This is a genomic window from Shimia sp. MMG029 (assembly GCF_027947445.1).
Lineage (GTDB): Bacteria > Pseudomonadota > Alphaproteobacteria > Rhodobacterales > Rhodobacteraceae > Shimia.
Window position 1 is genome coordinate 1 of record NZ_JAQJIM010000018.1, and the last position, 13,438, is coordinate 13,438.

Consider the following 13,438-nt stretch of genomic DNA (forward strand, 5'->3'; position numbering starts at 1 on the left):
AGGCATCTCATTTGTGCGGCAAAGTCCAACAAATCACAGCCAATGCGGCCATACCTTTGTCGCTGGTATCAGACTGCAGAAAATAAAACATAGGGGGCCTGCTTCCACTCGACCAGACCCCCTATGCCCCCCGCGTGCTCCCATACCACCACACGCGTCTGTTATATCTTAGGGTCCGGCCTTCCTAGCCCGACATACAAGGCATAGCCCAAACCGAATGAATGTTTCAAATATCAAGTAGCGACAATCCGAGGAGATCCGTTTGGGATTTTGAAACCCTTTTGGCACAGAGCCCGCAATCGGGATCTGTGCCCCCTCAGCAATGCGCCTAGAGATACTGTGCCTCTTTGCCGAAATGCTTGGTCAGCATGTAGTAGACAACGGCGCGGTATTTGTTGCGCTCAGACACGCCATAGGTCTCAAAAACCGCATCGATCGCTTCCTGCAGCTCCGGCCCGTCAGAAAGACCCAATTTCTTGATAAGAAAGTTGTTTTTGACAAGCGCAACCTCTTCGGGCTGTGTGCTCGCTACGGTTGCGCCGTCTGCATTGTAGATCGCGGGGCCACACCCGATGGTCACCTTTGTCAGCAAATCCATATCCGGTGTCATTCCGCATTTCTGCTTCAGATCATCCGCATATTTGGCAATCAAGTCTTCGCGTTTTCCCATGCCACGCACCCTCATTTTTCTTAAAATTGGCCAAACTTACCAGTTCTTAAGTCAGAACGGTCGCTCATTAAACTAACGTTTAAGGCCCCAACAGCAAAACTGAACTGCCCCGGTTTTGCTGGAGGCTACTGAGTTCGTATTTCAAGCTGCGATTTTATGTGACTTCAATGCATGTTTGTAATTTTCATCTGCTTCGCTTGGCGTGATGTACGCGGGTGGCTCAAGCAGGCGCTCAGTGCTGAACCAATCGATCCATTTCAGGGCTTCCCACTAGACTTGGTCTCTTGACCTCCAGGGTCCTAGGAGATTGATTACCTTGTCTTTGAACAGACCGATGATCGTTTCGGCCAGTGCGTTGTTATAACTGTCGCCGACATCGCCAACGGACGGCTCAAACCCGGCATCCGCCATTTTCACAGTGTACTTGATCGAGACATACTGGCTGCCGTGGTCAGAGTGATGGATCACTTCGCGCATGAATGGCATTACCCCAATGGGTCTATGACAAACTTCGTGTCGTGTGTAGTCGAAGCCTGCTAACCCACGATCCAATTGGCAAAGGTGTCGGTCACAAAGGCCACGAAGACAAAGACACTCCAGGCGGTCATAAAAAAGAAATCTGGTATCCAAAATTCGTTTATTTTTGAAGTCCGGAATTGTCTATTCACTTTGTCCAAGGGACACTAATCTCAGGGCTGAACATGGGTGGTTTTAACCTTCTTGTCGCGCCTATTGGCTTAAATACCAAGCTGGTACATCAAGCGTTCCACGGTGCAGCCGGGATATCGACCTTCTTGTGCTTCATCGCGTGCCACAGTTTGCGTGCGCCATAAATTGACCAGTTCTTCTTCCAGACATCCCTCACCATTTGAGAAGAAACGCATCCCGCTTGGCACGATCCGGTACCCAATCAGGATCACGCTCAATGGCAATCCATTCACAGAAAGTCGACAGAGCAATCTGCAAAACTCTGCAGATCGGCTCGCCCCCGTGCAGCGCCCTGTTGTCATTGATAGAAGTAATCATTTGCCGATTGGGCAGTCGAGCTCTGCTCCTCCCCCACTGAAGTGGTCCGCCCGTATAGTTAGCGACGGAGGATCAAAGATGGGAATGAAGCGACAGAAACCGGAAGAGATTGTCACGAAGTTACGGCAGGTTGAGGCGCTTTGCAGCCAAGGCATGGCACGCGTTGATACCGTTCGCCAAGTGCAGATAACCGAGCAGACGTTTTACCGCTGGCGTAAACAATATGGCGGAATGGGAACCGATCAACTGAAGGAACTAAAACGACTTCAGAAAGAGAATGAACGGCTGCGAAGAGTCGTGTCGGACCTGACGCTGGACAAACTGATATTGTCAGAAGCCGCACGGGGAAACTACTGAGCCCTTCGCACCGCCGTGCCTGCATTGTGCATGTGCGAAGCCAATTCCGCATCTCAGAGCGTCGGGCTTGCAGAGTGTTGCATCAGCACCTGTCAACACAGCGTAAAGCCCCAAAAGGTCGCGCCGATGAAGATCGCTTGGTTGCCGACATGATCGAACTGGCTCGCCAGTATGGCCGATACGGTTATCGCCGCATCGCAGCTTTGCTGAGAGATGCGGGATGGCGGGTGAACGACAAGCGTGTTGAACGCCTGTGGCGGCGTGAGGGGCTCAAGGTGCCGATGAAGCAGCCCAAGAAAGGACGACTCTGGCTCAACGATGGCTCGTGTATTCGACTGCGTGCAGAGTATCTCAACCATGTCTGGTCGTACGACTGCGTTCATCATCGAACGGATGATGGAAGGGCGTTCAGAACATTGAATATCCTTGATGAGCACAGCCGGGAATGCTTAGCGGTCCGAGTGAAACGGAAGCTGAATTCAGCCGAGGTGATCGACGCCTTGACGGATTTGTTCATCCTGCGCGGTGTTCCGGCCTACATCAGATCAGACAACGTCCTATGCGCGGACTGACTGGCTGATTTGGCATCAGGTCATTATCATGCTGAAGCGTTCCAGCACGTTTGAATGTGTGTCAGTTCGGCATTTTGGTCAACAACTTGTCTCTCCCATAACAAACACAGAGTACGCTTTTGCGGCTCTCACCGTCCTTAAGACGAGATCTTTTGGTCGTTGAGCAGGAGGCCTGAACATTATCTACGAGGTCGAGTGCTCGCCTCTACGGCCCTTACAGAGAAAGGTCCTTCTGCCGTCGATCATCCCTCAAAGAAGGGACGATATGGTTCGCCGCGTTTGATGATCCCGTGCACAGTGCGGGCCATTTTGGCGGCGATTACGGTGTACGCCTTACGGCGCAAATGAGTGTTCCGCCGATCTTTGGCGATGTAGCGCTCAAACTTGTCACGGAAGCTGTTGGTCTTTTGCATGATGGCCACCTGGCCGGCCATCCAGAGCGTCCGTCGCAGTCGGGCGTTTCCATATTTGGACAGCTTTGTCTGACCGCGGAATGTACCGGACTGGATGGTTGCGAGATCCATACCGCAGAACTTCAAGAACTGCCGGTGATGCGGAAAGCGGCGCAGGTCGCCAGCCTAGGCGAGGATAGTCAGCGCATTGATTGGCCCGATCCCCGGAATAGATGTCAGCAGCCGATAGTCGTCGTTGGTCTTGAGTAATTCTACGGCGCGGTCCTCGATCTCGTTGCGTTGGGCAATCAGGCTGCGTCCTTCACCCAAGACCAGACGGAACATTCTGGCAGCGTCGGAGTCCTGCGTAATTGGCAAGCCCACAGAGGATTTTGCGGTCTGATAAATATCTGCAAGCAAACGTTCTTTTGACACTTTGCGGCCGACAACCTCCCAGGCGTCGGCAATGAATGCCTCTTGATCCATGGCTGAGATAAAATGTGGGGAAGGATAGCGTTCGAGGAAGGCAAAGTACCAATCGCTGCGTGAACTGCGATGGAAGCGTTCAGCCTCGGGCCAATACAAAGGCAGATAGTGGGTCAGGATGCGGTGCCACAACTCGGTCTTCGAGCGCGAGACAATGTCGTGCGTCTTGGACAATTCCTGAAGATCATTCGTGCCGCACAGCATCGGATCGTGATAAAGCTGTTCGTTCCAGATCTGCATCATGTGCAGAATGACCTGCGCATCCTTCGGGTCGTTCTTGTCCCAGCTGTTGTTCAAGGCTTCCCGGGTGCGGGCCAGGGCAACCGAAGACACCAACTTCACGTCGAAGCCAGCGACCCCAAGGCGGTAGGCCAACGCACGATGGTAATTGCCTGTAGCTTCAAGCGCCACGCGCACAGGACGGCCGTAATCCGTGAGTGTGGCAATCAATCTGTTGAAGTCGACGAGCTGGTTTAACACCGTCAGACGGCGGCGGCGCTTCTTATCCGGAACAGCGATCAAAACTTCATGGCGGTTTTTTGCGATATCAATCGACACCAAAATAGGCTCGCCCTGTGCAATAATGGTATCGGTCATAGTCGGTCTCCCTTGCGGTGTGGTTTGTGCAAAACCACTGTAGGGACCTGAGACACGGCTATGATCACCCGCTGCGCTATTTGGGGGCTGCGCAGGCAATCATAGCCCTACATCAGCATCATTCCGAATGTGTTACGGCCCAGAGTTCATAGCTCAGGCTGTTCGGGATTGGATCAAAGCCGTCGGTGCAAAGACGGCTTACATCGAACCCGGCTCACCCTGGGAGAACGGATACTGCGAAAGCTTCAACGCCCGGTTCAGGGATGAGTTCTTGAATGGCGAAATCTTCTACAGCCTGCGAGAAGCTCAAATCCTGATCGAAGAATGGAGGAAACACTACAACACCAAACGACCACATAGTGCTCTAGGCTATCGCCCACCGGCCCCGGAAACCATCGTCCCAATGGAAACAAGGCCAATCATGCACTAACATTCAAACTGGACCACTTAGGTGGGGCCGATCAGCTCCGCCTGTGCAAAATATGCATATGCTGATTTGAGGATCTCATTTTCCTGACGCAACTGCCGGTTCTCGCGTTCAAGTTCCTTGATGCGATCACGTTCAGCGATAGTCATTCATCACGCTTGCCGGTATCCGTCTCGTGCTGCTTGACACACATGCGCGGGCTTTTTTATTGCTCCCAACCTTCCGAGAGATCTGCAGAATTACCACCGATCTACTCGCGTATTCGACCTCTTGATCCGAAACCATACCCACCACTCTGGCACGCAATTCCTTTGGATTACATGTTCCGCACTTCGCCTGTCCTATGACTCAGTATCCTTACTTCTGGGTCTCCGCCAAACAACCGGCGGTTCAAGGTGTCCAAAGGTCTTCATCTCAGCAATCGCGCTAACAGCCCTTGGCATCTACTTGCTATGAATCCTAAGCCGAGCTTAACTTACGCCGAAACCTGTCCAAACACTGACGGGTAACTCAGTGCCAGTGTTTTGGGCGTTGGTTCGCTCATTAGCATCACCTAAGTGACACTGTTGTAGTGGTTAACTTGAAATGATGCACGAGCTGCGATATTGGCTTCAGTAACATGAAGTAGTTGAGTAATTCTAGCTATGCACAGTGTCTAAGCACTACTATATAAACCTATGTTTTTAATGCGTAACTGGGAAATTTAATTGTTAAGTATGTCGTAAATTTTGTAGTTTAGCGCGTTGAAAAGTATGAAATATTTATCAGAGAATACATATGGTTTATTCGATTGAAGCAGAATATATTTTGCCACTCCTGCTAACGTTTGGAGTCAGCTTTGCTCTTTGTAGCGTTTTCGCGTTGGCGCCGAATCTGTTCCTCAGCGAAGAACATATGAACAATGATCTGAACGCACGGCAGGCACAACACAAGCGACCAACGCCGCGTATAGGTGGTGTTGGAGTTGTACTTGGGCTTCTGATAACATCAATAATATATTTTCATCAGCTACAAACGGATTTGATTCTGGCATTGGTTGCGAGCGGCTTAGTTTTCATGGTCGGGCTGCGTGAGGATATCAAGCGAGACATGTCACCCAAAGTGCGTTTGATCGCTGCATTTGTCTCGGGTGGTCTTGCAATGCTGTTGACAGGTATTGTCCTTCCACGGGCCGGCCTCCCTTACCTAGATAGTGTTATTGGTATTTCGCTTTTCGGCGTCTTGCTGACTTTGCTCTGGTCAGCTGGTGCTTGTCATGCACTTAATCTTATCGATGGTTTGAACGGGCTCGCGTCTGGCTATAGTATGATGGCTTCGCTTGCGTTTTTTGTCATTGCCGGGTTTACAGGTGATCATGATGTTCAGTTTATTTCCGGTGTGCTTACTGGAGCGTTGCTTGGATTCTTTATTTTAAACTGGCCACGCGGTTACCTGTTTCTTGGTGATGCGGGGGCCTACGCGATCGGACACATCCTCGCCTGGCTGGGCATGATTTTGTTGAGCCGTAACCCCGAAGGCACTGGGCTGGCAGTTCTCTTGGTACTTTTTTGGCCAGTCGCAGACACTGCCTTTGCGATCGTGAGACGACGTCTCTTGGAGAAAGATACAGACCAGCCGGACCGACTCCACTTCCATCATCTGGTAGTGCGGGCTCTGCGGCTCATGTTTGGTAGACGGATCAAGTCGGACTTTTACAACCCGCTTGGAACACTCGTTCTTTTGCCTTTTGTTGCGGCCCCGATTGTCGCGGGCACACTATCTTGGCAAAACGGCCCGCTTTCTTTGTTTTTTTTGATTTTCTTCGGGGCTCTTTTTGTTGGTAGTTATGTTTTATCGGTGATTTTTTTCAGGTCGCGAAAATTTCGGTCGAGAGATTTTACAAAGCCACTTATAGCTAAACCAGAAGCTCGCCCTATCGAAGTGTCTGAAATGTAAAGAATACCCATAGAAAGCGTTCAGTTTTTATGTGAGAAGAACCGATAGGCGTTTAAACGTTTCTTTCGTTCAGAACTTGGGGCTAAGTGCTCCGAAAAAGGCGTTATTGTGCGGTTTCGAAAGCTAACTGAAGCACAGGGTTACGCTGCGCTGATAAGTTCAGATATTCGTGTCCCTGCGGATGACTTCGCCACCGGCAGCTACCCATTTTGTTTTTTGTAACACATCTGGCAGCATATGCGATCCAGTGGGGCACCAACTTTTTTTCCCGATAGCTGAGCTTAGGATCGATAACTGGAGCGGGCCGCTAAAAGATATCACCCACAGTCTGGACTCACCCTGTTTTGTGCCGCCCCAAGTTCACGTTTAGGTCACTTTGCGGCTTATTTTGACCAATGCTTCTCGGACGTGTCGCGGTTTGAGTCCGCTCCTTTAATAGCATTTATTCCAGCAAAGTAGACGACCTATGGAATTGAAACGGACGAACGGATTCCGGGCTGATGGGGTGCGGATCGCGCTCAAGAGCGGGCTGACGCGCAAAAAGGTGGCGTCTGACTTGGGCGCTGGTCTTTCGACACTTAACAAGCGGGTTACAGCATATCGTGACACTGAGGTGGTGTCTGACAAAAACCTCGTCCCTTGGCCGAGAGAACGAACGACTTCGACGTGAAAATCGCATCCTGAAGGAGGAGAGGAACATCCTAAACTGAGAACGCGAACGCCAAGCGTTCGAAGGCCACAGCCGTCTTCGCGAGCCAGTGAAGGCATGAACGCCATTGGTCTGAGAGAATGCCTGAACCCATAAGGTTCCGACTCATCGAAGAGTATGGCCACGAATTCCCGACCAACCGCCTTTGCCTGGTTCTGCATGTCAGTTCACGTGGCCTGCGCGCCTATCGCTGTCGCCCAGCCAGCCAAAGACAGCGAACCGATATGGAGGTCTTGGCGATATCAAGGAACAGTCCCGTCTCAGCCTCGGCAGCTATGGCCGTCCACGGATGACTGAATAAGAGCATGGCTTTCCAATCAGGCATCCCCGCGTTAGCCGATTGATGCGTCAGAATGGTATACGCGTCGAACCGTCTAAGAAGTATAAGGTGACGACCGACAGCAACCAAGCTTTCAATATCGCACCCAACCTTTTGAACCGGGACTTCCATGCAGATCAACCGAACCAGAAATGGGCAGGCGACATCAGTTATGTCTGAACGCGCGAAGGATGGTTCTATCTGGCGGTCATTCTCGATTTGCAGTCACGTCGCGTGATCGGTTGGGTCGTGTCGAACCGAATGAATCGTGATCTTGCGATCCGGGCTTTGAAAATGGCTGTTGCGCTGCGGCAGCCGCCCAAGGGCTGCATCCATAATGCGGATCGTGGATCGCAATACTGCTCACACGACTACCAAAAGTTGTTGCGCCTGCATGGCTTACAGGTCTCTATGAGTGGTAAGGGAAGCTGTTATGACAAATCTGCCGTTGAAACTTTCTTCAAAACCATAAAGGCAGAACTGATCTGGCAGTGTTCATGGCAAACCAGACGGCAGGCCGAAGCAGCGATCTTCCAGTGCATCAATGGCCTCTAAAATCCGCGCCGACCGCACTCAGCATTGTGCTGGAAAACCCAGGTCACCTTCGAACGGAGAGTAGCCTAAACGAACACTTGGGGCGGGACAAAAACAGGACACGTCCACACCAGGTATTCAGTCAACCTGAGGCATTGATCTATGTTCCATTGACTGTTTCTTAGATGCTCAGAGCATTATGTTCAACGACGATGAAAAGATAGATCTGGCGCTGTTGCTATCTCAAAGCGCTTAGGGCAAAACTCCGTCGAGAATAGGGGATTTGTATGTCGCGTAGAGCGGATAACGATATCAATTTGGTAGAGCTGATTGGCGCCATATGGACGCATAAGACTAGCGTTGTAGTCACGCAGTTCGTGTGCGTGACTGCTGCTTTACTGTACGTGGTGCTACTTGCACCGACAATGTATGAAGCGCGATCTCGATTTGAGCTTCTTGAAGCTGGACAGTCAAACCAAGCGCTTGGCGGTCTTGCCAGTTTGGTTGGTTTGGCTGCTCAAAATGGTGATCGAGAAGCCAACAGGCTTGAAGATAGAATACTATCTAGACCTTATGTCGAGAATGTTTTTGCAGAAGCCGGATTTGAAAGCGATGAATATTTCAATGGTGTTTATGCGGACAATAGAGATGCTTATAGTATCAGGTCCTTGATAAGAGGCGCTCAGAGTAAATCCAGAAATCACGATGAATTGGTTTCTGAAGTCCTCAATACTCTTAGCGACAGTTTAACAATATCCCTAAAGAAAAATGGAGTAATTGAGTTAGTATTATTGCACCCAGATCCCGATAGGGCAGCTGAAGTCGTAAACACCTTGGTCTCGCATTCGATTTTAGATATTCATGAACGCGGGCGTGAGCTATCTCTTGAAAGGTTGGAATATTTCAGAGATCAGCTGTCGGGCGTTCAAGAGAAATTGGACGCCGCAAACTTGGCATTGAGCGAATTCGCTCTGACGGAAAATTTAAATTCTGAGCAAGATCTTGCCCGCGCTTCTAATCAACTCTCTCAGCTACGCGATAATGTGAGGCGTCAGAACGCCTATCTGTCTGTCGTACAAACGCTTGAGCGTGCAGTTACAAGTGAATTTGATGCACCTGCATTTATTGAGAGGTTCCCATCAGTTACCGAACTGGAATTCAGAAGATACTTCGGTTGGGACGTTGATGAAGGCACATGGGAGCTTCCCGATAGGGCATATTTAGATGAAGTAAAAATACGTATATTGGCCAACAAGCGAGAAGTTGAACGGCAGATTTCAAATATTTTATCTGTAGCCGCAGAAAGGGGGCGTGCAGCTCGAAGGCTAGAAGAGCTCACACGTGACGCAAAGGTACAAGAAGCGGTTTATGATGCTATGATTAGGCAATTTGAGGCTGAGGCGCTCAGCTCTGGCTTTGAAACTTCGAGTGCGCGTGTAATTGATCCCGCTGTCGTTCCATCTGTACCCGTAGCACCGAAAAAACTTGTTGTGTTGGTTATCTCCTTCGTTTTTGGCGGTTTTTTGGGCATAGGAATCGCTATCTTTCGCGCACTACGATCTGATATTCTATTCAGTGCTAGTGCGATATTAGATAGTTCGGCGGCAGAGAACGCAGTACTTGTTATCCCGGAGAAAAAGTCTTGGTGGCTGCAAATTCCTTCCTTCGGTGGCAGCTCCACACAGGACCTGCAGTGCTTCTCGTTAGAAGAATTAAGGACTATGCTGGTTGGAAATCCCAAGAGTATGTTTTTTCTTTCAGCTCACCATAGTCGGGAAGATATTGGCTTTGTGCATTCTCTGGCAAAAAAGTGCTCAGTTTTTCTGGAAAAGAAAGTTTGTATCTTAGATACCACTGGATCTGTTTTCCCTGAGGGCCTTGATGGATCTTCTAACATATCGTGGCGAAATTGCTCGAATTTGGAGGCAGCTGACATCGAAAGCGGGCTGCGTGAACAGCTCGAAGAGCTTTATGAATCAAATGAGTTTGTGATTTTGTTTAACCCTAACATCCAAGATTTGAGGATAAGCTCAATAGAACTCGCTGCGAACTTAGACTTAACGTGTGTCCTAGTAAAAGCTGGAAAGCTAAAGAAATCGGAGCTTAGGCAAGTTGACGACTTCTTGAACGGGTTAGAGTCCTCGCAATGCACCTTGTTGGTGAAATAGGACGTCTACTGATATGCGAAATACTATTATTGCTTGTGTGCTGCTTAACATTATTTCAAGCTGCAATGAGGTACTGCGTCGGCCGGAGCTAACTGTAGAAGAAAGAGACAGTAGCGCAGTGCAGCTAGACTATACTGTGAAGGCACTACCAGTTTCACCCGCAAACATTAAAGAAGCAAATCGAAGTGAGTTTGTGACTCGAGTAGTGTTAGGTGGTGAAGATTCTGCTCCGGTAAAACGTGTCAGCCCGAGTTCAGCCATAGGTGCGCGCTCTCCACGAGCTACGGAAAAACCCAAATATCGCATTGGTGCCGGTGATGTTATCGAGATTGGGCGTCTAAATACGATCATTGACCCCAATGGTCTGGCGCAAGAACAACTATCTGTCTCGAGGCTGACTGTTGGTGATGGCGGGTATGTTGAGCTTGTAGATGCGGGAAAAATATATCTTAAAAATAGAACACTTGAAGAAGCGCAGGTCGCAATCTCAACAGGATTTGGTGCCCGATCCGCTGATCTCGCCACGACAGTTGAAACAACTGAATTCCCAGTAATCGAAAAAGCACCATACAGAATTGCATCAGCCGATGTGTTATCGCTACAATTCATATTGGTTGATACATCTCTAGACGGCGAAAGTTCATCTTCGGTTGTTGTTACCAACTCTATTGTGGATGAAAGTGGGCTCGTAAATTTCCTGCAGATTGGGAATGTTGAAGTCGGTGGCCTGACTTTAGCCCAAGCCCAACAGAGGATTGGGGACGCTGCGCTGCAGGCGCGGGCAGCAACAGATCAGGTCCAACTTTCGATTACAGAGTTTGGATCGCAAACAGTGGTTATTGCGGGTGACATCAGTGTCCGCTCAGTCCCAATTTCGATTAAAATAAACACATATGATAAGATTTTGTCCCAGACCGGCTTAGCAATATCAGAAAAAACGGACTATCTTGTCGAACTTACAAGGGCTGGACGTCGCTACTCCATGTTGGCTAGCACTATATTGAGCAGTTCGAAGAGGGCAAAATACCGCGCGCTCGATGGTGATCGAATTGTTATTCGAAAGTTGTCCAGTGTTCCAGATTTCCGTGTTTCAATCGAAGAGTTTAATGCGCACAATGTGAGTTTTATAAATGTCGCTGAAGACCGGCACGAAATTCTCAATCTGGACCAGCGAGGGTTGGATCTTAGAAATGTCTTGGTTGCTGCAGATGTCAACACTTCTGAAATTGAAGATTCACTAGTAAGACTCGTGCGCCAAGGCACAGAGTTCCGTTTCTCAGCCAAAGAGCTGCTTGTTTCGTCACCGGGAAAGAAAATTTGGCTTTTTCCCGATGACAGCATAATTGTAGAGCCCCTAGCTTACGAGAAAGCAACAGCTTTTCTCATTGGGCAAGTAGGTAATCCTACTCCCTTTGTCATTGACAGGTCTACTCGCTCCTCGCTGTCGGATGCTTTGTTTGATGGTGAGTTGTTTCAGCGTATAACAGCAGATTTCACGCAGATTTATTTGCTAAGGCGATCCAGCGGCACGAATTTTACAGCTTATCATTTCGACTTGAGTGATGTTGAGAACGTGACACTAGCCGAATATATGGAGTTACGACCAGGAGATGTTGTATTTGTAAGAACAAACCCAGTGAACAAATTTAATGACATGATCGACGTCATTTTGGGAATTAGCAATAGATCTAGAAACCTCTCTGATGCACTCTGAGAAAATTTCTGGTCAGCATTTCGGTTTCGCTTCAAAATCATTCAATCTTGAGGCGAAACCGATTTTATGTAGCTATATCTCGAGTGGGCCGCACATTTGTCGATTATCGATAGGCATCGTCTAGTATGAAGTTCTCAAGAGAAAATATACTCACGATCTACGTTATGTATTCGGCTATGTTTCTGGCTGCGATAAGATGGCGAACCGGTACTGATTGGGATGCATACCTAGATGTCTACGAGAATATCAAACAGATTGGTGTAATAAACGAACTGTTTGAACCTGGCTTTATCATCGCGATGAAGGTGGTCGACTATTTCGGCATTGGATTTTCAGGGTATATTATAATTTTATCGGTGTTATGTACCGGTATCAAGCTGTTCGTAATTTCTAGGCTTCCATATTGGAAATTCGCTTTAGTATGGTATGGGACTACATTTCAATTTGATTTGTACTCCGTGCGCTATAACGCGGCGTTATCTTTTTTGTTTCTAGGTTTGTTCGCGCGTGAATACTTTGGAAGACGATGGATCTCTTGGATCTTTTTTTCGTTTGGTATGCTCTGGCACAAGGCGGTTCTTATTGGGGTTTTGTTGAGCTGGCCTAGAAAGAACGAAGCGTTCGGTACTTCCTTAGTAATGAAGTTACTTATTTTTTTGTGCCTTATTGTAGTCACATATTTCTTTGTGACACAGGAATCTTTTCAGTACAAACTGGCCAACCAGATTTTTTCTTTTAATGTGAACCTTCAAGGTTTATCTGATCCCGTTTACGTTCACCGTATTCTTTATCTTGTGCTTTGTGTGTTGATTTCTAGAGAAATGTCGAGATGCCCAGATAGAAATCGTAGTATCCATGCTTTTGTACCAATTTTCGGAGGTGTACTGTATTGTATAATTGGTGTTGTAGATCTCGGGTCTGTCGCGCGGTTATACGGTGTCTTTTTAATTTTCGAACTGTATATCGTGAGTGCTTACAATCTCGCAAACCGAAAGGTTATCCTTTTGGGGTTTGCGATGTTTGTATTTCCTGTAAGGGTATTTCAGTACTTTAGTTCGAACTATTTTGATCTTTTTTGGCCGTATGAAACAATTTTGGAAATTCAATTTAAGGGCGTATATTGAGGTCGTTTTTCAGAAAATCAATTTAGAAGTGCTGTATATAACTAGGAGTAGGTTCCGTTTTATTTCTCCATGTGGACACGTGGGTCGAAATACGAGCGGTGTAAAATGATTGAGGTTTTCAGGCTTATTGATACCCAGATGGCGCATTTTGAGCCTTTTGGTCCCAACTCTCACGGTGTTTGCCTTGAAAATTAAGGGGGTGCGGAAGTAGAATTTTCTCGAAGATGGAAGAGGGATTCTGATGAAGAAATCAAAGTACATTGATCGGTAAACGCCCGCTTTAAACCACCTTGCAATTTCTGGCCGCTACCGGAGCCCAGTTCCACGGCAGCAACTCGTCGAGTTTGTTGATTTTTGGTCGTGGATGCGGCTGAGAACGTCAATAAGGTAAGCCTGCAGGTTCAAATT

Annotated in this window: 7 protein-coding genes, 6 pseudogenes and 1 other annotated feature; of the genes and pseudogenes, 7 read left to right on the forward strand and 6 right to left on the reverse strand. The window is 48.4% G+C overall.

What is annotated here, in order from left to right:
- Positions 1-328 precede the first annotated feature (328 nt).
- The 3 genes from PJL69_RS19980 to PJL69_RS19990 all read right to left on the reverse strand — a co-directional run bounded on the left by PJL69_RS19980 (position 329) and on the right by PJL69_RS19990 (position 1,596).
- A complete protein-coding gene (locus tag PJL69_RS19980) occupies positions 329-670 on the reverse strand; it encodes a DUF2853 family protein (protein ID WP_271311267.1) in 342 nt (113 codons plus the stop codon).
- Between the two features lie 270 nt (positions 671-940).
- Positions 941-1,147: a hypothetical protein gene (locus PJL69_RS19985; RefSeq protein WP_271311268.1), complete on the reverse strand. Its 207-nt coding sequence runs from the start codon at positions 1,145-1,147 to the stop codon at positions 941-943.
- A 260-nt stretch (positions 1,148-1,407) separates the two neighbouring features.
- Positions 1,408-1,596, reverse strand: coding sequence for a hypothetical protein (locus PJL69_RS19990; RefSeq protein WP_271311269.1), 189 nt, complete (start codon positions 1,594-1,596; stop codon positions 1,408-1,410).
- Positions 1,597-1,621: 25 nt separating this feature from the next.
- Positions 1,622-1,740: a sequence feature (AL1L pseudoknot), on the reverse strand.
- Positions 1,741-1,774: 34 nt separating this feature from the next.
- Here PJL69_RS19990 and PJL69_RS19995 point away from each other — a divergent pair.
- Positions 1,775-2,607: pseudogene (locus tag PJL69_RS19995) on the forward strand (IS3 family transposase); the annotation flags it as partial.
- A 201-nt stretch (positions 2,608-2,808) separates the two neighbouring features.
- Here the strand turns inward: PJL69_RS19995 and PJL69_RS20000 are convergent.
- Positions 2,809-4,100 (reverse strand): annotated as a pseudogene (locus tag PJL69_RS20000) (IS110 family transposase).
- A 136-nt stretch (positions 4,101-4,236) separates the two neighbouring features.
- Here PJL69_RS20000 and PJL69_RS20005 point away from each other — a divergent pair.
- A pseudogene (locus tag PJL69_RS20005) lies at positions 4,237-4,530 on the forward strand (integrase core domain-containing protein); the annotation flags it as partial.
- Between the two features lie 47 nt (positions 4,531-4,577).
- On the opposite strand, the pseudogene PJL69_RS20010 reads toward PJL69_RS20005, so the two are convergent.
- Positions 4,578-4,717, reverse strand: a pseudogene (locus tag PJL69_RS20010) (IS3 family transposase); the annotation flags it as partial.
- Positions 4,718-5,304: 587 nt separating this feature from the next.
- Here PJL69_RS20010 and PJL69_RS20015 point away from each other — a divergent pair.
- The 5 genes and pseudogenes from PJL69_RS20015 (at position 5,305) to PJL69_RS20435 (ending at position 13,030) form a co-directional block, all read left to right on the forward strand.
- A complete protein-coding gene (locus PJL69_RS20015; protein WP_271311270.1) occupies positions 5,305-6,462 on the forward strand; it encodes a glycosyltransferase family 4 protein in 1,158 nt (385 codons plus the stop codon).
- Positions 6,463-6,928: 466 nt separating this feature from the next.
- A pseudogene (locus tag PJL69_RS20020) lies at positions 6,929-8,114 on the forward strand (IS3 family transposase).
- A 197-nt stretch (positions 8,115-8,311) separates the two neighbouring features.
- Entirely contained in the window at positions 8,312-10,192 is a 1,881-nt protein-coding gene (locus PJL69_RS20025) for a GumC family protein (protein ID WP_271311271.1), read from the forward strand.
- A gap of 13 nt (positions 10,193-10,205) precedes the next feature.
- Positions 10,206-11,906 (forward strand): polysaccharide biosynthesis/export family protein, encoded by a 1,701-nt coding sequence (locus tag PJL69_RS20030; RefSeq protein ID WP_271311272.1) that lies wholly within the window; start codon positions 10,206-10,208, stop codon positions 11,904-11,906.
- A 125-nt stretch (positions 11,907-12,031) separates the two neighbouring features.
- Entirely contained in the window at positions 12,032-13,030 is a 999-nt protein-coding gene (locus PJL69_RS20435) for an EpsG family protein (protein WP_441347519.1), read from the forward strand.
- Between the two features lie 280 nt (positions 13,031-13,310).
- Here PJL69_RS20435 and PJL69_RS20035 read toward each other — a convergent pair.
- Positions 13,311-13,438, reverse strand: a pseudogene (locus PJL69_RS20035) (transposase domain-containing protein); the annotation flags it as partial.